Origin of the sequence: Streptomyces sp. NBC_00466 (genome assembly GCF_041433995.1) — a bacterium.
In the GTDB taxonomy this organism is placed as follows: domain Bacteria; phylum Actinomycetota; class Actinomycetes; order Streptomycetales; family Streptomycetaceae; genus Streptomyces.
The window spans coordinates 4357944-4382500 of sequence record NZ_CP107896.1 but is presented as its reverse complement, the minus strand read 5'-3'; the positions used below and the strand labels follow the sequence as shown (position 1 = coordinate 4382500).

The window sequence follows — 24557 nt, the reverse complement described above, 5'->3', positions numbered from 1 at the left end:
TGGTCCGGCTTGTACGGGCCCGAGACCTCGACACCGATGTAGGCGGCCTGCTCAGGACGGAGCGTCGTGAGCTTGACGCCGAGGGCGTCGAGGTGGAGACGGGCGACCTTCTCGTCCAGGTGCTTGGGCAGCACGTACACGTCGGTCGGGTACTCGGCGGGCTTGGTGAACAGCTCGATCTGGGCCAGCGTCTGGTCCGCGAACGAGTTCGACATCACGAACGACGGGTGACCCGTCGCGTTGCCCAGGTTCAGCAGACGCCCCTCGGACAGGACGATCAGGACCTTGCCCTCGGCGAACGTCCAGGTGTGGACCTGCGGCTTGACCTCGTCCCGCACGATCCCGGGGATCTGGGCCAGGCCGGCCATGTCGATCTCGTTGTCGAAGTGACCGATGTTCCCCACGATGGCCTGGTGCTTCATCTTGGCCATGTCGGCGGCCATGATGATGTCCTTGTTGCCCGTGGTGGTCACGAAGATGTCCGCGATCGACACGACGTCGTCCAGGGTCGAGACCTGGAAACCGTCCATCGCCGCCTGCAGCGCACAGATCGGGTCGATCTCGGTGATGATCACGCGAGCGCCCTGACCGCGCAGCGACTCCGCACAGCCCTTGCCCACATCGCCGTAACCACAGACGACCGCGACCTTGCCACCGATCAGGACGTCAGTGGCACGGTTGATGCCGTCGATCAGCGAGTGACGGCAGCCGTACTTGTTGTCGAACTTCGACTTGGTGACAGCGTCATTGACGTTGATCGCCGGGAACAGAAGGGTGCCGTCACGGTGCATCTCGTACAGACGGTGCACACCGGTCGTCGTCTCCTCGGTGACACCGCGGATCTCGGACGACAGCTGCGTCCACTTCTGCGGGTTCTCGCCCAGGGTGCGGTTGAGGAGCTTGAGGATGTAGCTGTACTCCTCGCTGTCCGCGGTCGCCGGGTCCGGGGCCGCGCCGGCCTTCTCGAACTCGACACCCTTGTGCACCAGGAGGGTGGCGTCGCCGCCGTCGTCGAGGATCATGTTGGGGCCGCCGGTGGGGGTGTTCGGCCAGGTCAGCGCCTGCTCCGTGCACCACCAGTACTCCTCCAGGCTCTCGCCCTTCCACGCGAACACCGGTACGCCCGCGGGTGCCTCCGGGGTGCCGTTCGGGCCGACCGCGATGGCCGCGGCGGCGTGGTCCTGGGTGGAGAAGATGTTGCAGGAGGCCCAGCGGACCTCGGCGCCGAGAGCGACCAGGGTCTCGATCAGTACGGCCGTCTGCACCGTCATGTGCAGCGAACCGGTCACACGAGCACCGGCCAGCGGCTGAGTCGCGGCGTACTCCTTGCGGATCGACATCAGACCCGGCATCTCGTGCTCGGCGAGAGTGATCTCCTTGCGCCCGAAGGCGGCCAGCGAAAGATCCGCGACCTTGAAGTCCTGGGTGATGGCGTCGGTCGTCATACGAGCTGCTCCTCGGAAGGTTGGTCGAGGGTGTACGGGCTGGATGCTGCGGCGACGGGCGGAAAGGCACACGAATGCCCGAGCGCTCGCGGCGCAGTCCGTCGGAGGCCCTCTCTCCCTCGGCCGGTCCGCAGAACGGACCGCCCGACCGCCATCAGCAGCGACGTCTGGCTCCCGTCGAATCTACACCGATCGGCCCAGCGGCCCCCAGCCCACCGGGGGTACCGGCTGAAATCCGTACCCCGCGACGTACCTGAGGACGTACCCCCGAACGCTCGTCGGAACGTTTCTGTGGCGGGGCTGGGCGGGCATGTGGCTCCGGGCCTCGTCAGTGGTGCGGTACGGGTGACGGGCCGCCCGGGGTCGCCTTCGGGTCCTGGCCCGCCGCGGCCTCGGCCTCGCTGTAGATGTCCGGTTCCAGGTAGATCACCCGGGCGATCGGGACGGCTTCGCGGATACGGGCCTCCGCTGCGTTGATCGCGCGGGCCACTTCCGCTGCCGTGTCGTCGTGCTGCACCGCGATCTTGGCGGCCACCAGGAGTTCCTCGGGGCCGAGGTGCAGGGTCCGCATGTGGATCACGGAGGTGACGGTGTCGTGGTCGACAATGGCTTCCTTGATCTTGTCGACCTCCTCGGTGCCCGCCGCCTCACCGAGCAGCAGGGACTTGGTCTCCGCTGCCAGGACGAGCGCGATCAGGATGAGCAGGGTGCCGATGCAGAGCGTGCCGATGCCGTCCCAGACACCGTTGCCCGTGCCCACGGCCAGTCCGACGCCGGCCAGTGCGAGGACCAGACCGATCAGCGCGCCGAAGTCCTCCAGCAGCACCACCGGAAGTTCGGGGGCCTTGGCGCGGCGGATGAACTCGGTCCAGGAGAGCTTGCCGCGCGTCTGGTTGGACTCCTTGATCGCCGTACGGAAGGAGTAGCCCTCCGCGATGATCGCGAAGACCAGGACACCGACCGGCCAGTACCAGTTGTCCAGCGAGTGCGGGTGCTTGACCTTCTCGTAGCCCTCGTAGACCGCGAACATCCCGCCGACCGAGAAGAGCACGATCGAGACGAGGAAGGCGTAGATGTAGCGCTCACGGCCGTAGCCGAAGGGGTGTTGCGGTGTTGCCTCACGCTGGGCCTTCTTGCCGCCGAGGAGCAGCAGCCCCTGGTTGCCCGAGTCGGCGAGTGAGTGGACGCTCTCTGCGAGCATCGACGACGAGCCACTGAAGAGGAACGCCACGAACTTCGCTACCGCGATCGAGAGGTTGGCGCCGAGCGCCGCCACGATCGCCTTGGTTCCACCTGACGCACTCATGGGTGGACGTGTTCCCTTCGTCGGTGCCGCGGCCTTGGTGCCGCTATACGGCCGCACATTGTCGCATCAGGCCACAACGGTGGCGCGAAAGACCGTCCCCGTACCGCTCAGGGTGACGTTCTCGCCCGCCGGGACGAACACCGACTGGCCCGGCGTCAGGGCGAGTTCGCCCGCGCGTGGAGCGCCCGCCGTGCAGAGCAGGATCTGTGCGGTGGCCGCGGGCAGCGGGAGGGGGCGGGCGTCCTCGGGGCGTACGTAGCGCGAGAGCCGGAACTCGTCGATCGGGGTCTCGTACAGCTCCTCGCCGTCCGGGGCCGCTTCCGGGCGCAGGATGCCGGGCTCGGTCGCCTCGAAGCGGACGATACGGAGCAGTTCGGGGACGTCGACGTGCTTCGGGGTCAGACCGCAGCGGAGGACGTTGTCCGAGTTCGCCATGATTTCGACACCGAGGCCGTTGAGGTACGCGTGCGGGATGCCGGCGCCGAGGAACAGCGCTTCGCCGGGCTGGAGTTGTACGTAGTTGAGCAGCATCGCGGCGATGACGCCCGGGTCGCCCGGGTAGTGGTGGGCGATCGAGGCGTACGGGGCGTGGGCGCCGCCGAGGCGTTCGGCCGCGGCGGCGGCCTCGGTGACCGTGGCCTTCATCCCGGCGGGGTCCGCGGACAGGACGGCCGTCAGGACCTCGCGCAGCGCCGCCTCCTCGGGGTGCGCGCGCAGGATGTCCACGTACGGCTTGAGCGAGTCCACGTCGAGGGCGGCCAGCAGGTCGGCGGATTCGGCGGGTGCGCGGAAGCCGCAGAGGCCGTCGAAGTGCGTCAGCGCGCAGATGAGTTCGGGCTTGTGGTTGGCGTCCTTGTAGTTGCGGTGCGGGGCGTCGATCGGAACGCCGCGGCGCTCCTCGTCCGCGTACCCCTCCTTCGCCTGGGCGAGGTCGGGGTGGACCTGGAGCGAGAGCGGGGCTCCGGCTGCGAGGATTTTGAGCAGGAAGGGCAGTCGCGGGCCGAACTTCGCTACCGCCGGCGCACCCAGTTCGGTCTCGGGGTCCGCTTCGATGACGGCCGAGAGCGCCTGTTCACCGGTACCGCGGTCGATACGGGACGGGGCTCCGGGGTGGGCGCCCAGCCACATCTCGGCCTGCGGCTCGCCGGTCGGTTCGGTGCCGGTGAGGGCCGGGATGGCAGTGGTCGAGCCCCAGGCGTAGGGGCGCACAGTGTTGGCGAGGCGGTCCATGAAGCTACTTTCCGGGCTGCTGGGGGCGGCGGTGCGGGTCGCTCGGCGGACGTGGGGGGGTGTCTCGTGGTGCTGTGCGGGGTGCGGCGGGCTCTCGCGCCCGGGTGCTTGGCTGTGCACGGTCACGAAAGACCGGGCGGTTCTCGTTCAGGCCGTGGCAAGGGCGGCGTAGGCGGCGGCGAAGTCGGTGACCGCGAGGAGCTCCGCGAGGCATTCCAGCTCGCTGCCCTCCTCCGGTTCGAGCTCGCTGATCGGGGTGTCCTGGGCCAGCGCGATCTCGCGGGCGGCCGGGGCCGCGGTGAGGCCCCCCGCCGGGCGGTCGCGTACGAGCACCACCCGGGCGTGCAGCGCCTGCGGGTCGTCCACCCGGTCGCGGAAGAAGTCGTCCGGGTCGGCGTCGCCCGCGAAGGGGCCGACGAGCAGCGCGCCGTGCGCGGGCAGGGCCTCGGGCAGTTCGGCGGCGAGAGCGGGGCGGCCCGCCAGCTCGGTCAGTACGGCGGCGAAGCGGCGGCCGACGGGGGCCGCGGAGGCGCCTTCGGTCCAGATGAGCGGGAGGGAGTCGGCGAGCTCCGACGCCAGGGTCTTGGCCGGGTTGCTGTAGGTGGCGATGGCCGGACCGCAGCGTTCCGCCGTGCTGTCCAGGCGGTCGGCCACGCGCTGCAGGGTCTCGGGCGGCGCGGTGACCAGGCCGACCCGGTCGAGCAGGACCAGCAGCGGGGTGAGCAGGGCCCACAGCGCACCGGGGCCGACCCCGGTGAACGGCACCCCGGTCTCCTCCTCGTACGGCGCTTCGGCCATCGGTACGACGAGGCCGTGCGCCCCGTTGACCGCCTCGGTCAGCGGGGAGCGGCGCGGGGCGACGCCGACGACCGTGCAGCCGCGCCGGTACGCCTGTTCCGCGAGGAGCGCGAGGCCCGGCTCCGAGCCGTCGGCGGTGACGACGAGCAGCAGGTCCACGGATCCGGCCCAGCCGGGCAGGGCCCAGCGCAGTGCGCCCGCCGCGGGGGCCACTCCTGTGGGGTGCAGCCGGGTGACGGGGGCCGCCGCACCCGCCAGGGCGGTGAGCAGGTCGGCCACACCGGTCGCGGCGACGCCGGAACCGGCCACGAGTACGGCGCGGGGCCGCCCCTCCGGGTTCAGGTCGGCGAGGCCCGCCTCGGCCGCGTTCCTGGCGGCGGTACGGACCCGGGCTCCGGCCTCGGCTGCGCCGCGGAGGAGTCCGCGGCGGTCGGCTCGGGCCAGGGCTTCCGGGGCGTCGAGCAACGACTCGTCGAGCATCGGGGTCTGCCTCCGATTCGCCTTGCGTACGGGTGCGTTCGTGGGGACAGGCTCTAGGCGGGCCGGCGGGCCTCGTCAACGAGCAGGACCGGGATGCCGTCGCGGACGGGGTACGCGAGGCCGCACTCCTTACCGGTACAGATCAGTTCCGGGTTCTCCTCGGCCGCTGACCGGTCGTTGAGCGGGGAGTGGCAGACCGGGCAGGCGAGGATCTCCAGGAGACCGGCTTCGAGCGGCATGGGGTAGTCCCTTCGGACATACGGTTCGGCATATGGGTTGGGCCAGGTCAGCGTACCGCCGGGGCGGGGCAGGTGCGGGGCATCGGGGCGGTTCGGGTGGAGCGGGTGCGGAGTGCGGCGGGGGCGGGTGCGGTCGGCGGCGCGCGGTGTCGGCGAGATGCGGTGTCGGCCAGGTGCGGTGTCGGCGAGATGCGCCCGGGCGGCGGTGTCCCCGGTCCGGCCGGGCTCGTGAGCCGGACCCGTGCGCCGGACCCGTGCACCGGACCCGTGCGCCCGTCCCCTCAGGCCGCCCCCGTCAGCCCGTCCCGCGCACCAGCCGGAGTACCTCGTCGCGGACCTCTGCCATCGTCGCCTCGTCCCGTGCCTCCACGTTCAGCCTCAGCAGTGGCTCGGTGTTGGACGGGCGGAGGTTGAACCACCAGTCAGCGGACGTCACCGTCAGACCGTCCAGGCCGTCCGTCGTGATGCCGTCACGGGATTCGTACGCCTCCCGTACCAGCGCCGTGGCGGCCGCCTGGTCGGTGACCTCGGAGTTGATCTCGCCCGATCCGGTGTAGCGGTCGTACGGGGCGACCAGCTCCGAGAGCGTCCCGGGCTGGTTGCCCAGGGCGGCCAGGACGTGGAGCGCCGCGAGCATGCCGGTGTCGGCGTTCCAGAACTCGCGGAAGTAGTAGTGCGCCGAGTGCTCCCCGCCGAAGATCGCCCCGGTCGTGGCCATCTCCTGCTTGATGAAGGAGTGCCCCACCCGGGTGCGGACGGGAGTGCCGCCGCTCTCCCGTACGACCTCGGGGACCGACCAGGAGGTGATCAGGTTGTGGATGACCGTGCCGCCTGGGTGCGCGGCCAGTTCGCGGGCGGCCACCAGGGCGGTGATGGCGGACGGCGAGACGCCCTCACCGCGCTCGTCGATGACGAAGCAGCGGTCCGCGTCGCCGTCGAAGGCCAGACCCAGGTCCGCGCCGGTCTCGCGGACCTTCGCCTGGAGGTCGACGAGGTTCGCCGGGTCCAGCGGATTCGCCTCGTGGTTGGGGAATGTCCCGTCCAGCTCGAAGTAGAGGGGGACCACGTCGAGCGGGAGCGGGGCGAGCACCGTGGGGACCGTGTGGCCGCCCATGCCGTTCCCCGCGTCCACCACGACCTTCAGCGGGCGGATCGCCGAGAGGTCGACCAGGGAGAGGAGGTGGGCCGCGTACTCCTTCAACGTGTCACGCTCAGTGATGGTTCCCGGAGTTGGCGCGGCCTCGGGGGCGCCCGTCGCGGACCAGGTCTCGACGAGCGTACGGATCTCCGCGAGGCCCGTGTCCTGCCCGACCGGTGAGGCCCCGGCCCGGCACATCTTGATGCCGTTGTACCGGGCGGGGTTGTGCGAGGCCGTGAACATCGCTCCCGGCAGGTCGAATTGCCCGGACGCGAAGTACAACTGGTCGGTCGAGCAGAGGCCGATGAGGGTGACGTCCGCGCCGCGCGCCGCCGCACCGCGCGCGAAGGCTCCGGACAGCACGGGCGACGAGGGGCGCATGTCGTGGCCGACGACGATCGCCGACGCGTCCGTCACCTGCACGAAGGCGGCCCCGAACAGCTCGGCCAGCGACTCGTCCCACTGGTCGGGCACGACACCTCGTACGTCGTACGCCTTCACGACCTGCGACAAATCGACAGCACCAGCCACGTCGGTCCTCCTGATATCCGCTCTGTCCGTTACTTACGGGCCCATCAAACTACCTGGAGGAATCGGGACTCTCCGCACACCGGAGCTCCGCCCGGCGCGCGCCGGGCGGAAGCGCACCCTCACGGCAGCATCCAGCCCAGGAGCGCCGTGCTCTGCGCCATGACGATCAGACACATCACAAGCAGCAGCCCCAGACTCCACGGCAGCACCCTGCGCAGCAGAGCTCCCTCCTGCCCCTTGAGGCCCACCGCCGCGCACGCGATGGTCAGGTTCTGCGGGGAGATCATCTTGCCCAGGACCCCGCCCGAGCTGTTGGCGGCGGCCAGCAGTTGCGGTGAGAGTCCCGACTCGTGGGCGGCGGAGACCTGGAGTGCGCCGAAGAGGGCGTTGGACGAGGTGTCGGATCCGGAGACGGCGACCCCGAACCAGCCGAGCACGGGTGAGAGGAAGGCGAGTCCGGCGCCGGCCGCCGCGACGAAGTGACCGATGGTGGCGGCCTGTCCGGAGAGGTTCATGACATAGGCGAGAGCCAGGACCGAGGTGACCGTGAGGATGGCGTACCGCAGTTCGTGCACGGTCGCCGCCCACTCCCGGAGCGCGGCCCCCGCCCGTACTCCGATGACCGCCGCCGTCAGCACCCCCGCGAAGAGGACCAGCGTCCCGCCGGTCGAGATGAGCGGGAGCGAGAAGACGTTGCCCGGCACCGGTTTGCCGCCCGGGCCCGCGACGTTGAGGAACGGCCAGTCGACGAGCCGGGTCGCACCGTCGAAGAGACGCTTCACCGGCGGGATCTGGGCGAGCGAGAAGACCACGACGATCAGCCCGTACGGGGCGTAGGCACGCACCACTTCGCGCGGCGGGTCCGCCTCGTCCAGGTCCTGGCTGCGTTCGCCGGTGAGCACGGCGGCCCGCACCGGTTCGGCGACCGGCCTGCGGGCGCCGGGCACCGCCATCAGGGCCGCGGCACCGACGAGCGCGGCCAGGATGTCGGCGAGCTGCACGGAGACGAAGTTCGACGCGGTGAACTGGGCAGCCCCGAAGGCGACTCCGCAGACGAGCGCGGGCGCCCAGGTCTCGCGGAGTCCGCGCCTGCCGTCCACGATCACCACGAGCAGCAGCGGCACGACCAGGGCGAGCAGCGGAGTCTGCCGGCCGACGACGGAGGCGACCGTGTCCAGCGGCAACCCGCTGACCTGTGCGAGCGTCACCACGGGTGTGCCCATGGCGCCGAAGGCGACCGGTGCGGTGTTGGCGACGAGCGCGACGACCGCCGCACGCGCCGGATCGAAGCCGAGCGCCACCAGCATCACCGCGCAGATCGCCACCGGGGCCCCGAAACCGGCGAGCGCTTCGAGGAGCGCGCCGAAGCAGAAGCCGATGACGAGGGCCTGAATGCGGGGGTCGTCGGAGAACCGGCCGAAGGAGCGCCGCAGGATGTCGAAGTGCCGGGTGCGGACCGTCATCCGGTACACCCAGAGGGCGTTGACGACGATCCACAGGATGGGGAAGAGACCGAAGAGCGCACCCTGTGCGCCCGAGGAGAGTGTCTGGTCCAGCGGCATCCCGTACGCGAGCAGGGCGACCAGGACGGCGACGGCCAGCCCGATGAGGCCGGCCCAGTGGGCTTTCATCCGTACGGCGCCGAGCAGCACCATGACGGTGAGCAACGGCAGAGCGGCGACGAGCGCGGAAAGGGCGAGTGAATCGGCTATGGGTTCCAGCGGCTGCACAAACACAGGGCCTCGATCCTCACGGGTGGAGGAATGCTCATGTTCATGGCAACCGGAAGTCAATGATCCGGACAGGATGCGGATCGCGGGATACGGATCGCGGGATGCGGACACGGACACGTGATCTCACTGCGGAGCACCGGACCCCGCTGCGGGTCACGGAATCCGGCCGCAGCCGACGGGCCGGGCGAGCGGGAGTGAGACCCGGGTCAGGACTCCGGAGAGCGCAGTACGCGAAGGTGGCCGCGTCGCCCGCTCTCGGCCGGAGCGGTCTGGCGTGCGCCGCCACCGGGCTCGGGCGCGCGCTCGTGCGGTCTGGCGGCTTCCCGTACGGCGTTGGCGAGCGCTTCGAGATCGTCACCGCTGGGCCTGGCGGGGGCCGAGCCGTCGGTGAGACGGACGACCTCCCAGCCGCGCGGGGCGGTCAGCCGCTCGCCGTGCTCAGCGCACAGGTCATAGCAGTGGGGCTCAGCGTAAGTCGCGAGCGGACCGAGAACCGCGGTCGAGTCGGCGTAGACGTACGTCAGCGTCGCAACGGCGGGGCGGCCGCACGCGGTGCGAGAACAGCGACGTACAGGGCTCACGGTATTGGACGTTACCGCACTCTTGAGCGGGCCGCGACGACTCGCCCCGGCGTCACTCCACCGTGTCGTGGCGCGAACCCTGCCACGCGCGGCCCGGTGGCAACTCGCTTGACCTGCACGGGTACAGGCGCATACAGCGAGTGACGAATCGAATCCAGTCATTCCCCCGTCGATATCCAGTCAGCCGATGCGAGATCACCGATCGGAAGCAGCCCGGCCGCCGATCGTGAACCTGTCCGGAATGCTCATTCCGCGACATGACGGCTGCGCCGCGGCCGTCCGCCTCGCCGCGCCGCACAGAGAGCTACCCTGCGTCAGTGATGGACAGCTCACTTCCGCCCCAGCCCGCCGAGCCCCGGCCGCGCCGCCGCGACCGGCACGGCCGGGGGATGCGCGGGCCCGTGGCCCCGCCGCAGGTTCCGCTCTCGACCAGCCGTGGGGACTCCTTCCGCGATCTTGTCGCGGACTCCGTCGAACGCCTGGAACGGCGCTGGCCCCAACTCTCCGAAGTCGACTTCCTAGTGCTCGACGTCCCACGGATCGAGGGCGCCGAAAGCACCGACGAGTGGCCCGGCGAGACAACAGTGCCGCTCGGCAGCGCGGTCTCCGCCGAGAAGGACCGGCCCGCGCAGATCGTCGTCTACCGGCGCCCCGTCGAGATCCGCGCCAAGAACCGGGACGAGCGGGCGCTACTGGTGCACGAGGTCGTGGTGGAGCAGGTCGCCGAACTGCTCGGCCTGGCACCGGAGTCGGTCGATCCGCGGTACGGACAGGACTGACCGTACGGTCGCCGCTTCCGTTCGGCGGGCCACCGTTCCCAATCGGCGGCCCGCCGTTCCCGTTCAGTCGTCCAGCAGCGACAGGTCCTGCCGGGCACGCGGCACCGACACCGTCCCCCGGTCGTCCGGGAGCGTCTGCACCGTGAACATCGGGATCCCGTTCTGCGGGAGTTCGAGCATCCGCGACGCGTAGAACTGGCCGCTGCCGGCCATCGGCTCCACCGTCAGCGCGTACGAGCCCTTGAGCCCGGGGGGCGGGGTCGGCTTGACCGCGAGCGTCGTACCGCCCTTGACCGTGTACGTCTTGACGACCGATGAACCGCCGCCGCTGCCCGGCGACGAGGTGACCTTCACCTTGGCCGCGGCGCCCGGGGCCACCAGCGACAGCACCGAGCCCTTGGAGCGGTTGTCGGCCACCGATGCCCGGTCGCCGACCGGTGCGGTCGCCGGGATGAAGGCGACCTCCTGCTTGCTGCCCTTGCCGCGCACCACGCGCAGGGCGGCCACCACGGGCGTCTTGCCGCCGCTCGACGGGGAGAGCACCAGCGACCCCGCCGCGCCCCTGGTCACGTCACCCAGGTCGGCGGAGGAGGTCATGCCCGCCTTGAGGTGCAGCGTCTCGTGTCCGGCCGGGGTGATCGTGCCGTCGGCGCCGGCCAGCTGGACCTTGAGGTCCATGTCGTCCGAGCCGGGGGCGAGGGCCACCAGCCGTACGGAGGTGGCGTCCGCCGGGATCCCGGGGATGACCAGCTTGTCGGCCGGGGCGGTGGAAGCGGGCAGCCAGTCGCTGCCGAGCTTGTCGTCCATGGACTGCACCACGGCGCCGACCCGGCCGGTGCGGGTGCTGACATGGACGGTGAGATTGTCGGCGGGGTCGGGTGTCAGCGTCGAGAGCAGGACAGGAACCGTCGACTTCGCGGGGACCGTGATCCCCTCCCCCACCTCGGACTTGATGGCGCCGTCCTTGCCGTACAGCTCGATGTCGGCGACGGCCGCGCTGTCGTCCGGGTTGGTGAGGTGCACATAGTCCTGGCGGGACGCGGCCGTACTGGCGCCGGGGAACCAGAAGTCCGTGTCCGGTGCCGTGCAGTTGGTGCCGAGCACTCCGCGTGAGCCGCCGGCGTCGACCGTCGTGGTCTGCTGGACGGTCCAGCCGGGGGCCAGTGGGCCGTCGGCCGAACCGATCAGAGCCGGTGAATCACCGCCGGACTCCTGGTCGACGACGGGCTTGCCCGGCTGCTTGAGCGAGACCACGGGCTTCCCCTGGTCCGGTGCGCCGCCCTTGCCCTTGCTGTCCTTGGCGTTCTTCTTCGCGCCCGTGCCGGTGACCGAAGGCAGCAACTGGGCGCTGCCCGCGGACCCGCCGCTCTTCCCGGCCGGGGTGAAGGCGGTGTACGACGTCTCGGCGACATCGGACGTGCTGGGCGCCGGGCAGACCAGGGTGGAGCGCTCGACGGGCAGCCTGGCGGCGGCCTGCTGCGTGGTGGCGGCGTCCGACGGGGCGGCGACCACGGCGAAACCGGTGATGGCCCCGAGGGCTGCGACGGCCGCCGCGAGGGCGATGGCGGTGCGGTTCACTGGTTGCTCCCGTCGGGGCGGTGCTCGTTCTCGTCGGGGTAGGGCGGCTGCTGGTGCGGCAGGCCGTAGGCGTACGGGTCGTACTGGCCGTCGGGCTGCTGCTGGTACGGGTCGTACTGCTGCTGCCCCTCCGCTGTGTAGTGACCGGGCCGGCCGGCCCCGCCCTGGCCGTCGTTGCCGTACTGCGCATCGCCGCCGTACTGCGCGTCGTTGCCGTACTGCGCATCGTTGCCGTACTCGTCCTGGCCGTACTGGCCGGGGGCGTACGTGCCGCCGTTGCCGTACTGGCCTTCACTGCCGTACTGCCCGGCCGGGTACTGGCTGTAGTCGCCCGTCGCGTACGCCGGCTGCTCCCAGTCGCCGTAGGCGGGCTGCTGTGGGACCTCCGTCCCGTACTGCGGGGCGATGCCGTCATCGGCGGCGGGGGCCGACGGATCCGCCGCGGGGTGTCCGGCGGGGGCGTACGGACTCTGCTCGCCGGGTTCGCCTGCCTGGCCGTCCTCCGTGGCTCCCGGGGTGCCCATGACGCCCGTTGCGTCCGGTGCGTCCGGTGCGTCCGGTGCGTCCGTGGCATCCGGGCCGTCCGGGCCCCCCGCCGCCTCGGCTTCGGCCTGGGCGGCGGCGCGCAGCCTGCGGGCCCTGCGGCCCTCGCCCGCCACCGGCTCGGCGGGTACGGCGAGTTCCTCGTCGGGGAGGTCGTCGTCGATCTGCTCCCGGCGGCCGGGCAGCGCGAGCACCAGCAGCACGACCGCCAGCACCACCTGCGCCCAGACCCAGAGGGTGTGGGTGAGGGGCTCGTCGTAGGTGACGTCGAGCTTCCCGCCCTGTGTGGGGAGTTCGAACCCCTGGGCCCAGCCGTCGACGGTCGTCCTGGTGAGTGCGCGGCCGTCCAGGGTGGCCTGCCAGCCCGGGGCGGTGGCGTCCGCGAGCCGCAGGACGCGGCCGGACTTGCCTGCCGGGACAGTGGTGTGGATGTCCACCGGGCCCGCGGCGACGGACTGGGGCTCCGTACTCGCGTCCGGCGACGTACCGGAGACGATCGTGGCCCGTGCGACCTGCCGGTCGACGCGCCAGAGCTCGCTGCCGTCCAGCTGGCTGAGCCGGCTCAGCCCCGGAGTGGCGTCGAGCACCCGGCTCATCTCGCGCGGCGCCCCGTCCCTGACCAGCAGATAGCGGATGGCGTACCCGCTGAGCTGGCTGGACTGGTCGGCGCCCGAGCCCGCGACCAGGTTGGACACGATCTTGTCGAGGCGGGGGCTGCTGCCGCCCGCGCGGGCCAGCTCGGCGTCGCCGAGCCTGCCGCCCGAGCCGCGTACCAGCGTGTACGAGACCTCCGAGGGTGATGTCCCGCCGAGGATCAGGGTGCGGGCCTGGTCGCGGGTGCCGCTCTCCTCGGCGACGAACGCCGGGACCTGCACCGGGTCGCGCCGCTCCAGCGGCCCGTCCGCACCGCTGACCATCCAGCTGAAGGCGGCGATCACCGGGGCGAGCAGCGCGGCGACGGCGATCAGCCCGGCGACCGGCTGCCGCCAGCCGAAGCTCTGGGTGGCCACACGCTCGCGTGCGCCCTCGGCGCCGAGCACGGCGGCCGCGAGCAGCGCGAGCCCGTAGACGAGCGTCGTGGGACCGGCCCAGCCCGAACTGTTGGCCGGCACCGAGAAGACGAGACCCAGCAGGGCCACCGCCCAGGCGCCGCGGATGGCGAACTGCCGCTCCCCGCGCAGCAGGGCGGCCAGCGCGGCGAGCACCACTCCGATGAGCAGCACCCCGCCCGCGGCCTTCGGACCGCCGGGGCTCATGCCCAGCAGGTCGAGCGCGGAGGCCGAGCCCTTGCCGAACTCCATGCCCGCCTCGTGGAAGAAGCCGGAAGGGTCGGCGAGCAGCGAGAGCGACCAGGGTGCCAGCAGCAGGAGAGGCGTACCGGCGACCGCGAGGAGGCGCAGCCCGTACGCGGTGATCTCGTCGCGGTGCAGCGCCAGGACGGCGATCCCGATGACGACGGCGAGGGGCCACACGACGGGCGTGAAGGCCATGGTGAGGGTGAGCAGGAACGCGTAGGCCCAGACGGCCCGCCAGCTTCCGCGCTCCCCGCGCACTCCGGCGGCCGAGACGGCGCAGCGGGCGATCAGCGGCAGCAGGACGGCGAGTACGGCCGTGCCGAGCCGCCCGGAGGCCAGAGCGCCGGTGGCGGCGGGCAGGAAGGCGTACGCGATGCTTCCCCAGGCCCGCAGCAGCCGTGATTCGGTGAGCGGACGGGAGGCGAAGTACGCGGTGAGACCGGCCAGTGGGACCGAGCAGACCAGCAGCAGGGTGAGCGCGAGTCCGGTGTGGCCCAGGAGGACGGTGGAGAACACGGCGAGGATGCCGAGATACGGCGGGGCGGTCTGGGTGCCGCCGGTGCCGAGGGGGTGCCATACGTCGGCGTAGCGGTTCCACAGCTCCGATACGTGATCGGGCGCGGGGAGCAGGGCGCCGCCCGCGAGGGCGCCTCCGCCCAGCAGCGCCCGGCAGGCGATGACCGACACCAGCAGGAGCACGGCGAACAGCACGGGGGCCGGCCTGCGGGCTATCCGCTTCAGCCGGGCGAACTGCTCGATCTCCAGGAAGTCGGCGTCGTCACCACCCGGACCGGATTCGACGGCGCCGTGCCGCGAACCGGCCTCTACGTCGGAGCTACCGCCGAAATGGCCGGCCACCTGCTCGGCGGTGGCCTTGACGGTGGCTCCGGGCGGCGGGAAGAGCGGCCGCAGCTCGCTCGCCTCGACCGCGCCCACTCCGCGTTTGCGCCGCGCGGCGAGGATCCGCTCGGGGCGCAGCAGGGTGCCGACGAGCCCGGCGACCTCGTCGAGCGCCTGTCCCGGCGCCTTGCCGACCAGATACGCGATCACTCTCAGCAGGGTGCCGACGATCAGCCGCAGCAGGACGTACGGCAGTCCGCGGCCGCGGGTGTTGACGAGCAGGGTGTAGACGGCGCCCGCCTTGTCGACGCGGTGCGGGCTGGCGACGGAGCGGCCCACGCAGTCGATGGGCCTGCGCTCGCGGGCCGATGCCTCCGCGTGCCGCAGTACGGCGGCGGGTGCGACGACGACGCGGTGGCCGGCGGCGTGTGCGCGCCAGCACAGGTCGACGTCGTCACGCATCAGCGGCAGTCTGCGGTCGAACCCGCCCAGTTCCTCCCAGACGTCGCGCCTGATGAGCATTCCGGCCGTCGAGACGGACAGGACCGAGCGGACCTGGTCGTGCTGGCCCTGGTCCTGTTCGCGGCGGTCGAGACCGGTCCAGCGGCGACCGCTGTTGGCGATCGAGACGCCGACTTCGAGCAGTTGCTTACGGTCGTACCAGCCGCGCAGTTTGGGCCCGACGATGACGGCGTGCGGGTCGTTGTCGACCACGCGCAGCAGTTCGGTGAGCGCGTCGGGGTCGGGGGCGCAGTCGTCGTGGAGCAGCCAGAGCCACTGCACCGGTTCGCCGTGCGGCAGTTCGGGCATGTCATAGGCGTCGTCGCGCCAGCTGCGGCTCACCGGGTCCCAGCCGCTGGGCCGCTTCAGATACGGCAGTTCCTCGGGGGTGAGGACTCCTGCCGTGCGGGCCGCCTCGTCGACGGCGGCACCGAAGCCTGTGCGGCGTGCGAGGTGCAACACCCGGTCGGCGCCGAGCGCTTCGGTGACCAGGCTCGCGGACGCGTCGGCGCTGCCGGTGTCGGCCGCGACGACGTTCTGGACGGGCCGCTCCTGCCCGAGCAGCCCGGCGAGCGCGTCGGGCAGCCAGCGGGCGCCGTCGTGGGTGACGAGCACGGCGGTGACGACATGCTGCGGGAATTCGGGCGGGTGTGCGGGAGCGAACGCAGGTGTTGCGGCCTCGTAAGGGGCCGTCGATTGACTGTGCACGGACATCGAGGTACGGGCCCCTCCGGCCGGAATCCGGGTGGCGTTGCCCCCCGGAAGGCTGGTGTGCGGATGCGGTGGACGCACGTGCCCCATGGGGGCGTTGGTGCATCGCGGACGGGGCCCCACACTAACGGCTGGCTCGGACAGCGGTCCGCCGCCCGCCCCAGGGGGACGGACGGCGGACCGGATGTGGCGCATGGGCCGGCGGCCGGTTGCCCGGCCGGGCGGCCGGAGAGCGCGGCCGGCGCTCCTGGTCGACCAGCGCTAGACGGCGGCCTTTTTCAGCCGTCGGCGCTCCCGCTCGGACAGCCCACCCCAGATGCCGAACCGCTCGTCGTTGGCGAGGGCGTACTCAAGACACTCGGAGCGGACCTCGCAGGCGAGGCAGACCTTCTTGGCCTCGCGGGTGGAACCGCCCTTCTCGGGGAAGAAGGACTCGGGGTCGGTCTGGGCGCACAGCGCGCGCTCCTGCCAGCCGAATTCCTCATCCGCGTCCTCGACCAGCAGTTGCTGGAACAGCTCGGTCATGTGCGCCCCTTGTCCGTCTTTGCGTCCCCGTGTTGCTGTCGCTACCGATTTCGGCCGAACGACACGAGTGAAATTACAAGTGTGTGGATCCGGGCCAGTCAAGCCGAGATCTGCTATTGGGCCCCTTATTCACTCTGCGGAACCAAGGCTATGCGGAAAGTGTTCAAATCACTAAAAACCTGACACATGCCACTGGCCCATACCTGCGCCTTCCCGGTCCGCGAGGGCAATGCCCTCCCTGACTGGGACTCCGCCGAGGCCGGTCCCGTTCGCACTCCGCCGGCCGAAGCGATCAAGATCACAGTCTGGTCACGAGATCTCTGCGGTGTTTGCGGTGGGGCTTGCTGCGCCACATCTCCGCGGCGACAGGCGAACAAACCTCTCTCCGGACGGAGTAACCGGATGAGGTGAAACATTACGCCCAAATCGGGCAGTGGGTTGACAGAGAGGCCGAGAGCCGCTCTCCTGGTCCCATGCCAGCGACCGCAGCGTTCTCCGTGACCCACGCCCGTGGGTTCCGCAGCGCTGTCCAGGCGTGCTGTTGCTGTTCCAGCTGTTGATGCCACCGAGCTCCAGCGTCTTCCCGCAGCCCTGACTGCACCTCTCTGCGACACCCCAGCACTTTCACTGCCGAGGAACCCCCGCACCATGAACAGCGACAGCGACCTCCAGATCGCCGGCGACATCCTCGCCGTCCAGCACCTTCTCCAGCCCGCCCGCGAGCACCCGGCCACGGTGGCCGAGTTCGCCGGGCTCGCCCGCTCGATCGCCGCCGACCGGGGCCAGTGGGCCCACCTCGTCGAGTACGACGCGGTCTCCCGCTGGTACCACCGGCTGCGCGCCGTTCCGCAGGCCCCGGGCTCCGGCCGAGCCGGAGAAGCCCCACCCGGATACGAGGTCTGGCTGCTCAGCTGGGTTCCGGGGCAGGGCAGCGGGCCGCACGGCCACGGGCGTTCGTCCGGTGTGCTGACCGTCCTCGACGGGACGCTGACCGAGCGGACCGAACGTGGCGGCCGGTCACTGGCCGCGGGCGCTCAGCGCGTCTTCGCGCCCGGGTACGCCCACGAGGTCGTCAACGACTCGCTGGAACCGGCCGTCAGCCTGCACATCTACTACCCGGGCCTGACCGAGATGCCGATGCACAGCCCGCAGTGCGCGGTCCCGGCCACGCAGGACGCCGTACCCGCCTGACAGCCCGGCACCACCCGGCCACCACCCCTCAACCGATCAGGCTTCGCCTGACAGTCCCTCCCGTCACCCGGCCACCACCCCTCAACCGATCAGGCTTCGCCTGACAGTCCCTCCCGTCACCCGGCCACCACCCCTCAACCGATCAGGCTTCGCCTGACAGACTGTCTGCATGCGCATTGTGGTTCTGGCCGGCGGCATCGGTGGTGCCCGATTCCTGCGTGGCCTCAAGCAGGCCGCGCCTGACGCGGACATCACTGTCATCGGCAACACCGGTGACGACATCCATCTGTTCGGGCTGAAGGTCTGCCCCGATCTCGACACGGTGATGTACACCCTCGGCGGTGGCATCAACGAGGAGCAGGGCTGGGGGCGTACCGACGAGTCCTTCACCGTCAAGGACGAACTCGCCGCGTACGGCGTGGGACCCGAGTGGTTCGGGCTCGGCGACCGTGACTTCGCGACGCATATCGTCCGTACCCAGATGCTCGGCGCGGGCTATCCACTGAGCGCCGTCACCGAGGCCCTGTGCGAGCGGTGGCAGCCGGGTGTGCGGCTCATCCCGATGTCGGACGACCGGGTCGAGACGCATGTGGCCGTCGACATCGACGGCGAGCGCAAGGCCATTCACTTCCAGGAGTACTGGGTGCGGCTGCGTGCGTCGGTCGAGGCCGCGGCCGTCGTGCCGGTCGGCGCCGACCAGGCGAAGCCCGCGCCGGGCGTCCTCGACGCCATCGCATCCGCCGACATCGTCATCTTCCCGCCGTCCAACCCGGTGGTCTCGGTCGGCACCATCCTCGCCGTGCCTGGTATCCGTGAGGCCATCGCCGACGCGGGTGTGCCGGTCGTCGGGCTCTCGCCCATCGTCGGGGACGCCCCCGTGCGCGGGATGGCCGACAAGGTCCTCGCCGCCGTCGGCGTCGAATCGACGGCGGCCGCGGTGGCCGAGCACTACGGTTCGGGCCTGCTGGACGGCTGGCTGGTCGATACCGTCGACGCGGCGTCCGTGGCCCGGGTCGAGGAGGCGGGGGTCCGCTGCCGGGCCGTGCCGCTGATGATGACCGACCTGGACGCGACCACGGCGATGGCGCGTGAGGCGCTCACCCTGGCCGAAGAGGTCAGAGCGTGACGTCCTTCCGTGTCTGGGCAGTGCCCGGACTGCCCGAGGTACGCCAGGGCGACGACCTCGCCAAGCTGATCGCCAACGCGTCGCCCGACCTGGCGGACGGCGATGTCGTCCTCGTCACCTCCAAGATCGTCTCCAAGGCAGAGGGCCGGATCGTGCAGGCCGAGGACCGCGAGGCGGCGATCGACGCGGAGACGGTACGGGTGGTGGCCCGGCGCGGCACGCTCCGTATCGTCGAGAACCGGCAGGGCCTGGTGATGGCCGCAGCCGGGGTCGACGCCTCCAACACCCCGCCCGGCACAGTGCTGTTGCTCCCCGAGGACTCCGACAGTTCGGCGCGGGCGATCCGCGAGGGCCTGCGGGACGCGCTGGGCGTGGAGGTGGGCGTGCTCGTCACGGACACCTTCGGGCGGCCGTGGCGCAACGGCCTCACCGACGTGGCGATCGGGTCCGCCGGGGTGCGGGTCCTCGACGATCTGCGCGGCGGCACCGACGCGCACGGCAACCCGCTGAGCGCCACGGTCGTCGCCACCGCCGACGAACTGGCCGCCGCGGGCGACCTGGTGAAGGGCAAGGCAGCGGGCCTGCCGGTCGCGGTGGTACGCGGTCTGCCGCACGTCGTCACGCCATCCGGCGCCGGCGATGACGCTGCCGGGGGCGCCCGTGCCATGGTGCGGGTCGCCGCCGACGACATGTTCCGGCTCGGTACGTCCGAGGCGGTACGGGAAGCGGTCACCCAGCGGCGTACGATCCGCGACTTCACCGACGAGCCGGTGGACCCGGGCGCGGTGCGCCGGGCGGTCGCGGCGGCGGTCACCGCCCCGGCCCCGCACCACACGACGCCGTGGCGCTTCGTCCTGCTGGAGTCCGCGGCGGGGCGCACCCGGCTGCTGGACGCGATGCGGGACGCGTGGATCGCGGATCTGCGGCGCGACGGCAAGTCGGAGGAGTCCATCGCCAAACGGGTGCGCCGCGGTGAAGTTCTGCGGAGGGCACCGTACTTGGCGGTGCCCTGCATGGTGCTCGACGGCTCGCACACGTACGGGGATGCCCGGCGGGACGCGGCGGAGCGCGAGATGTTCTCCGTCGCCACCGGTGCGGGCGTGCAGAACTTCCTGGTGGCGCTCGCGGGTGAGCGGCTGGGGTCCGCCTGGGTCTCGTCGACGATGTTCTGCCGGGACGTGGTGCGGGAGGTGCTGGCGCTGCCAGCGGAGTGGGAGCCGATGGGGGCCGTTGCGGTCGGGCACCCGGCCGCGCCCGCGGTGGCGCGTCCTGGGCGCGCCGTGGAGGGGTTCATCACGGTGCGGTGAGGGGGCGGGTGCGGGGGTGTGTGCGGGGGTGCCGCCTGTTCGGGGCTCCGCCCCGGGCCCCGCTCCTCGGCCTCCCCCAGCCACCGCTGGGAGGGGCTTGAAAGCCCGCCCGGCCAGAGGGTGTTACAGCCGCGCGATGTCCGTCCGCGGCATCTTCGGGGTGCGGCGTTGCGGTACCCGGCCCGTCAGCAGGATCAGCCGGACCGCGCGGTGGCGCTGGCCCGCGTACGGTTCCAGGAGTTCCAGCATCCCGTCGTCGTCGACGCCCCGGCGGCCCGTCAGCGCGTAGCCGACGATGCCCGGCAGATGCAGGTCGCCGACCGTGACCGCGTCCGGTGCTCCAATGGCGCGCTGGAGTGTCTCCGCCGAGGTCCAGGGGCCGATGCCGGGAATCAGTTCCAGACGGCGGGCCGCGTCGGCGGGCGCCATCGCCGTCGCCTCCTCCAGCCGGCGGGCCACCCGTACCGCGCGCAGGATCGTGGACGCGCGCTTGTTGTCGACGCCCGCGCGGTGCCACTCCCAGGACGGGATGAGCGACCAGCCGCGCGGATCGGGCATGACGTACATGTGCTCGGGCGCCGGGCCCGGCGCCGGTGTGCCGGACGCGCGGAGCAGCCGGCGCCAGGCGCGGTACGCCTCGTCGGCCGTGACCTTCTGCTCCAGGATCGACGGGATCAGCGACTCAAGGACCAGACCGGTGCGGCAGAGCCTGAGGTGGGGGCGGCGGCGGTGGGCGTCGGCGACCAGCCGGTGGCGCGGTACGAAACCGGACGGGTCGTCCAGTTCGCCCAGCAGCCCGGGAAGCCCCGCGAGCAGCCAGTCGGCGCCGGGGCCCCAGGCCTCCGCCCCGTCCGCCGTGATCCGGAGTGTGCCGGGCCCCTCCGGCGTACGGCTGGCCCGCCACACCGCACCGTCCGGCGTCATCCGGTACGTGGGGTCCCAGGGGCCACGGCGGAGCACCCCGAGGACCAGAGCGAGGTCGGCGGAGTGGGGGCCCGGGGCCCTGGCGATGAAACGTCCTGCCACCCCGTAGAGGCTACTGGTCCGACGAGAAACGCACGGAACCGTCCGGCAGCACGGCCCCGCACCAGATCCTTATCCCGGCGCGCAGCTCGTTGTCCGCGCCCACCCGTGCGCCGTCGCCGACCACCGCGCCGGTCAGCACCGAGCGGGCCCCGATCCGGGCACCGGCCCCGATCAGCGAGTCGGTGACGACCGCGCCCGGCTCGACGACCGCGTGGTTGAGGACCGTGCTGCCGTCGATCCTGGCGCCCTCACCGACGACCGCGCCCGCACCGATGACGGTGCCGCCCGTCACCTTGGCGTCCGGGGCCACCGTGGCGGTGTCCAGGATCAGCCGGTCGCCGCAGAGGCCCGGGACGGCCGGGGAGGGGGCGTGGCCGAGTACGAGGTCGGCCGAGCCGCGTACGAAGGCCTGCGGGGTGCCCAGGTCGAGCCAGTACGTGGAGTCGACCATGCCCTGGAGGTGGGCGCCCGAGCCGAGCAGGCCGGGGAAGGTCTCCCGTTCCACCGAGACCGGGCGCCCGGCCGGGATGGTGTCGATGACCGAGCGCGTGAAGACGTACGCGCCCGCGTTGATCTGGTCGGTGACGATCTCCTCGGGGGTCTGCGGTTTCTCCAGGAAGGCCGTCACCCGGCCCGTCCCGTCCGTGGGGACGAGCCCGAAGGCGCGCGGGTCTTCCACCCGCGTGAGGTGGAGGGAGACGTCCGCACCCGAGGTCTCGTGAGTGGTGACGAGGGCCTCGATGTCCAGACCGGTGAGGATGTCGCCGTTGAAGATGAGGACCGGCTCGTCCGGCGCCGAGTGCAGGCGTTCGGCGACGTTGCGGATGGCGCCGCCCGTGCCCAGCGGTTCTTCCTCGGTGACGTACTCCAGGTGCAGGCCCAGCGCGGACCCGTCGCCGAAGTACGGCTCGAAGACCTCCGCGAGGTACGACGTGGCGAGCACGATGTGGTCGATCCCGGCGGCCCGCGCGCGGACGAGCTGGTGGGTGAGGAACGGGACTCCCGCCGCCGGGACCATAGGTTTGGGTGTGTTGACCGTGAGCGGCCGCAGCCGCGTGCCCTTGCCGCCGACCAGGAGAATCGCTTCTGTCACCTTGACGTCTCTGCTTCCTGCTGGGGCGGGCCTTGAACGGCTGGCCAGTGTATGCAGACGGGTGAAGCGCGGTTACGGGCAGGCCGTACGGAGTTGCCGTCGCGGGCAGGCCGTACGGGACCTGCCGGGACTCAGCGGCCCTGGTCGCGGGCTGCTGCGCTGCGGATCTCGTCGAGCTTCGCGTAGAGGCGGGCTCCCGGGCACTCGGTGGAGAATCCGTCACGGTGTCCGGAGATCACGTCCAGCGTCGCCGTGCTGCCCTCCGGGAAGCGGTTGCCGCCGCCGGACACCAGGGTGGTCTTCCCGGCCGGGTCGGCGCCGGTCAGTCCGAGCTTCCACGCCGTGAAGCGGGAGAGCGCGGAGATGACGGCGGCGGGCGGTTCGGTCGAGGTGAAGGTGCCGAGGACGGCGACGCCGGTGCTGTCGGAGTTGAACCCGAGGGTGTGGGCGCCCATCACGGGCTTGGTCACCCCGCCCGCGCGGCCCTCGTAGATGGTGCCGCACTTGTCGATGACGAAGTTGTAGCCGATGTCCCGCCAGCCGAGGCTCTTCACGTGGTAGCGGTAGATGCTGCGCATCAGCGAGGGGGCCTCGTCGCACGAGTAGTCGTTGCCCGTCGCGGTGTGGTGGACGAACGCGACCTTCACGGTGTCCGTGTAGCGGAAGGCGGACTCGCGGACGCTCTCGTCGGCGCCCCAGCCCTCGCGGGTGACGATGCGCGGCCGGGGCGCGACGTAGGGGCCCGCCTTAGCACCCGTGGCCTCCAGCTCGGCCACGGTGGCGTCTTTGCTGAGGGCGGGCAGTTCGGTGGGGGCGGCCTGGTCGCCGGACGGGGATCCGGCGGTGTTCGGGTCGGCTGCCGTGGGGTCGGCCGCGGTCGGGTCGGCCGCGGTGGGATCGGCCGCGGTGGGATCGGCTGCCGTCGGGTCAGCTGCTGTCGGGTCGGTTGCCGTCGGCTCGGTCGGCTTGGGCTTGGCCGGCGTCGGCTTGCCCGGCTTAGGCTTGGCCGGTGTCGGCTCAGTCGGCGTCGGCCTGGCCGGTCTCGGGTGCGGGTCCGGGCCCGGGTCCACGAGGTCCAGCCGCAGTCCCTTCGGAAGCGGGTCGGCCGCGGCGCGGGTGGCACCGGCGGGCGCCTTGGCGTGTACGCGGACCTGGACCGCGTCCGAGTTGCCCACCCAGAGCGGGGCGGTGGAGCCGCGCACGGCCGAGGACTCGGCCTCCGCCGTGGCCGGGTCGGGCGCGTGGCCGTCGTTCTCGGCCTGGACCGACTGCCAGCCGGTCCAGGCCTTGGAGCCCACATGACGGGTCCGCACCTGGACGGTGCCGTTCAGGTGGGCGTTCTTGTCGTTCCAGACCACGCCGACCAGCGAGAACGGTTTGACCTTCTGCCTGGACAGACCGGCGACGGCCGAGGTGTCCGTCGAGCGGTCGGCGGAGACCTGGTCGAGCCGCAGCGACTGGGTGGAGCCGGGGAACGGCGTGGCCGGTGAGTCGGCGCGGGGCGTGGTCGCGCCGGCCGGTGCGGCGGTCGGGAGGGCGAGCGCGGCGGCACATGCCACGGCAATCGAGGCGGAGAGCACAGAGGCAGTCATAGGAGCACGCATAGCAACGATTTGGACATACCCTCCTGTCTCTGTCCATCCCGCAACTGACGCCGCATCGGCTCACCGGCGGAGCCGGACGGCCGTGGAATCCGCGGAGGCAGCCGGTCCCGGCACACCCCGCGACGTACGCTTCGCGCATGACTGCCAGCAACCACACCCCCGCCGACCTGCTGCGATCCGCACTCGCCCTGGAACCGGCGCGCCCACTCGTCACGTTCTACGACGATGCGACCGGCGAGCGCGTCGAACTTTCCGTGGCGACCTTCGCCAATTGGGTGGCCAAGACCGCGAATCTGCTCCAGGGCGAGCTGTCGGCGGAGCCGGGCGACCGGCTCGCTCTGCTGCTCCCGGCGCACTGGCAGAGCGCCGTATGGCTGCTCGCCTGTTCGTCGGTGGGCGTGCTCGCCGACATCGGCGGCGACCCGGCCAAAGCCGACCTGGTGGTCAGCGGCCCCGACACCCTGGAGCAGGCGCGCGCCTGCGGCGGGGAGCGGGTGGCGCTGGCGCTCCGCCCGCTCGGCGGCCGGTTTCCGCAGCCGCCGGCCGGCTTCGCCGACTACGCGGTCGAGGTCCCCAGCCAGGGCGACCGCTTCGCGCCGTACGCCCCGGTCGACCCGGACGCGCCCGCGCTCGCGGTCGGCGGGGCCGAGCTGTCCGGCGCTCAGGTGGTGGAGCGGGCCACGCACGACGCTGCGGGCGTCGGACTCGCCCCGGGCGCACGGCTGCTGTCGGGGCGGCCGTACGACAGCTGGGACGGTCTCTCGACCGGTCTCTACGCCCCGCTCGCGGCGGGCGCATCGGTGGTGCTGTGCCGCAATCTCGGGCAGCTGTCCGACGGCGGCCTCGAAAAGCGCGTCGAGAGCGAGCGGGTCACGCACTCCGTCGCGCACTGAAGCGAGCGGGTCGCAGGCCCGCCGGGAACCGGTGGGCCACCCGTCTGGCCCATCGCAGGACGAG

At 71.8% G+C, this 24557-nt stretch carries 19 protein-coding genes (1 of these 19 only partly in view); 5 read left to right on the top strand and 14 right to left on the bottom strand.

Translation table 11 applies throughout. The features are described from left to right. The 8 genes from ahcY to OG210_RS19615 all read right to left on the bottom strand — a co-directional run. Positions 1 to 1445: the 5' portion of an adenosylhomocysteinase gene (gene ahcY / locus OG210_RS19650; protein ID WP_371537930.1), read on the bottom strand. Its footprint begins 13 nt before the window's first position; 1445 of the gene's 1458 nt are visible here — the first part of the coding sequence; the start codon lies at positions 1443 to 1445; its stop codon lies beyond the left edge, outside the window. A gap of 328 nt (positions 1446 to 1773) precedes the next feature. Next, positions 1774 to 2751 (bottom strand): cation diffusion facilitator family transporter, encoded by a 978-nt coding sequence (locus OG210_RS19645; RefSeq protein WP_328327176.1) that lies wholly within the window; start codon positions 2749 to 2751, stop codon positions 1774 to 1776. Positions 2752 to 2817: 66 nt separating this feature from the next. Further along, positions 2818 to 3981 (bottom strand): mannose-6-phosphate isomerase, class I, encoded by a 1164-nt coding sequence (gene manA / locus OG210_RS19640; RefSeq protein ID WP_328327178.1) that lies wholly within the window; start codon positions 3979 to 3981, stop codon positions 2818 to 2820. A gap of 147 nt (positions 3982 to 4128) precedes the next feature. After that, on the bottom strand, positions 4129 to 5259 hold the full coding sequence (locus OG210_RS19635) for an SIS domain-containing protein (protein WP_328327179.1): 1131 nt from the start codon (positions 5257 to 5259) through the stop codon (positions 4129 to 4131). Between the two features lie 53 nt (positions 5260 to 5312). Then, positions 5313 to 5498, bottom strand: coding sequence for a Trm112 family protein (locus tag OG210_RS19630; protein WP_328327180.1), 186 nt, complete (start codon positions 5496 to 5498; stop codon positions 5313 to 5315). 295 nt (positions 5499 to 5793) lie between these two features. Further along, on the bottom strand, positions 5794 to 7167 hold the full coding sequence (locus OG210_RS19625; RefSeq protein WP_328327181.1) for a phosphomannomutase/phosphoglucomutase: 1374 nt from the start codon (positions 7165 to 7167) through the stop codon (positions 5794 to 5796). Positions 7168 to 7286: 119 nt separating this feature from the next. Beyond that, on the bottom strand, positions 7287 to 8903 hold the full coding sequence (locus OG210_RS19620) for an L-lactate permease (RefSeq protein WP_328327183.1): 1617 nt from the start codon (positions 8901 to 8903) through the stop codon (positions 7287 to 7289). 203 nt (positions 8904 to 9106) lie between these two features. Continuing rightward, a complete protein-coding gene (locus tag OG210_RS19615) occupies positions 9107 to 9481 on the bottom strand; it encodes a DUF3499 domain-containing protein (RefSeq protein ID WP_328327185.1) in 375 nt (124 codons plus the stop codon). A 320-nt stretch (positions 9482 to 9801) separates the two neighbouring features. On the opposite strand from OG210_RS19615, the gene OG210_RS19610 reads away from it, so the two are divergent. Further along, positions 9802 to 10260 (top strand): metallopeptidase family protein, encoded by a 459-nt coding sequence (locus OG210_RS19610; RefSeq protein ID WP_328327187.1) that lies wholly within the window; start codon positions 9802 to 9804, stop codon positions 10258 to 10260. Between the two features lie 63 nt (positions 10261 to 10323). Here OG210_RS19610 and OG210_RS19605 read toward each other — a convergent pair whose 3' ends face one another. The 3 genes from OG210_RS19605 to OG210_RS19595 all read right to left on the bottom strand — a co-directional run bounded on the left by OG210_RS19605 (position 10324) and on the right by OG210_RS19595 (position 16253). Next, positions 10324 to 11838 (bottom strand): DUF5719 family protein, encoded by a 1515-nt coding sequence (locus OG210_RS19605; protein WP_328327189.1) that lies wholly within the window; start codon positions 11836 to 11838, stop codon positions 10324 to 10326. Continuing rightward, the gene (locus OG210_RS19600; protein WP_328327191.1) at positions 11835 to 15731 is read right to left on the bottom strand and encodes a glycosyltransferase; all 3897 of its coding nucleotides are present in this window, start codon (positions 15729 to 15731) and stop codon (positions 11835 to 11837) included. Before OG210_RS19600 ends, OG210_RS19605 begins: the two co-directional genes overlap by 4 nt. 258 nt (positions 15732 to 15989) lie before the next feature. Then, positions 15990 to 16253 (bottom strand): WhiB family transcriptional regulator, encoded by a 264-nt coding sequence (locus OG210_RS19595; protein ID WP_164266780.1) that lies wholly within the window; start codon positions 16251 to 16253, stop codon positions 15990 to 15992. Between the two features lie 648 nt (positions 16254 to 16901). Between OG210_RS19595 and OG210_RS19590 the strand changes: the two genes are divergently transcribed. The 3 genes from OG210_RS19590 (at position 16902) to OG210_RS19580 (ending at position 19877) form a co-directional block, all read left to right on the top strand. Continuing rightward, entirely contained in the window at positions 16902 to 17444 is a 543-nt protein-coding gene (locus tag OG210_RS19590) for a cysteine dioxygenase family protein (RefSeq protein WP_328327193.1), read from the top strand. 169 nt (positions 17445 to 17613) lie between these two features. Further along, positions 17614 to 18570 (top strand): 2-phospho-L-lactate transferase, encoded by a 957-nt coding sequence (gene cofD, locus OG210_RS19585; RefSeq protein ID WP_328327195.1) that lies wholly within the window; start codon positions 17614 to 17616, stop codon positions 18568 to 18570. Continuing rightward, positions 18567 to 19877, top strand: a complete 1311-nt coding sequence (locus OG210_RS19580; protein WP_328327198.1) for a coenzyme F420-0:L-glutamate ligase — start codon at positions 18567 to 18569, stop codon at positions 19875 to 19877. Before cofD ends, OG210_RS19580 begins: the two co-directional genes overlap by 4 nt. Positions 19878 to 20000: 123 nt before the next feature. Here the strand turns inward: OG210_RS19580 and OG210_RS19575 are convergent, their stop codons facing one another. The 3 genes from OG210_RS19575 to OG210_RS19565 all read right to left on the bottom strand — a co-directional run bounded on the left by OG210_RS19575 (position 20001) and on the right by OG210_RS19565 (position 23588). Next, the gene (locus OG210_RS19575) at positions 20001 to 20903 is read right to left on the bottom strand and encodes a DNA-3-methyladenine glycosylase 2 family protein (RefSeq protein ID WP_328327200.1); all 903 of its coding nucleotides are present in this window, start codon (positions 20901 to 20903) and stop codon (positions 20001 to 20003) included. 10 nt (positions 20904 to 20913) lie between these two features. Further along, positions 20914 to 21996 carry an NDP-sugar synthase gene (locus OG210_RS19570; RefSeq protein ID WP_328327202.1) on the bottom strand — a complete coding sequence of 361 codons (1083 nt, stop codon included), beginning with the start codon at positions 21994 to 21996 and terminating at the stop codon, positions 20914 to 20916. A 131-nt stretch (positions 21997 to 22127) separates the two neighbouring features. Further along, positions 22128 to 23588, bottom strand: coding sequence for an N-acetylmuramoyl-L-alanine amidase (locus tag OG210_RS19565; protein ID WP_328327203.1), 1461 nt, complete (start codon positions 23586 to 23588; stop codon positions 22128 to 22130). A 149-nt stretch (positions 23589 to 23737) separates the two neighbouring features. On the opposite strand from OG210_RS19565, the gene OG210_RS19560 reads away from it, so the two are divergent. Then, positions 23738 to 24493 carry a TIGR03089 family protein gene (locus OG210_RS19560; RefSeq protein WP_328327205.1) on the top strand — a complete coding sequence of 252 codons (756 nt, stop codon included), beginning with the start codon at positions 23738 to 23740 and terminating at the stop codon, positions 24491 to 24493. Positions 24494 to 24557 lie beyond the last annotated feature (64 nt).

Bases quoted from the DNA above. Each gene is read 5' to 3' on its own strand.
- OG210_RS19645 (WP_328327176.1), bottom strand. From the start codon at position 2,751: ATGAGTGCGTCAGGTGGAACCAAGGCGATCGTGGCGGCGCTCGGCGCC.
- manA (WP_328327178.1), bottom strand. From the start codon at position 3,981: ATGGACCGCCTCGCCAACACTGTGCGCCCCTACGCCTGGGGCTCGACC.
- OG210_RS19635 (WP_328327179.1), bottom strand. From the start codon at position 5,259: ATGCTCGACGAGTCGTTGCTCGACGCCCCGGAAGCCCTGGCCCGAGCC.
- OG210_RS19630 (WP_328327180.1), bottom strand. From the start codon at position 5,498: ATGCCGCTCGAAGCCGGTCTCCTGGAGATCCTCGCCTGCCCGGTCTGC.
- OG210_RS19610 (WP_328327187.1), top strand. From the start codon at position 9,802: ATGGACAGCTCACTTCCGCCCCAGCCCGCCGAGCCCCGGCCGCGCCGC.
- OG210_RS19600 (WP_328327191.1), bottom strand. From the start codon at position 15,731: ATGTCCGTGCACAGTCAATCGACGGCCCCTTACGAGGCCGCAACACCT.
- OG210_RS19595 (WP_164266780.1), bottom strand. From the start codon at position 16,253: ATGACCGAGCTGTTCCAGCAACTGCTGGTCGAGGACGCGGATGAGGAA.
- OG210_RS19590 (WP_328327193.1), top strand. From the start codon at position 16,902: ATGAACAGCGACAGCGACCTCCAGATCGCCGGCGACATCCTCGCCGTC.
- cofD (WP_328327195.1), top strand. From the start codon at position 17,614: ATGCGCATTGTGGTTCTGGCCGGCGGCATCGGTGGTGCCCGATTCCTG.
- OG210_RS19565 (WP_328327203.1), bottom strand. From the start codon at position 23,588: ATGACTGCCTCTGTGCTCTCCGCCTCGATTGCCGTGGCATGTGCCGCC.
- OG210_RS19560 (WP_328327205.1), top strand. From the start codon at position 23,738: ATGACTGCCAGCAACCACACCCCCGCCGACCTGCTGCGATCCGCACTC.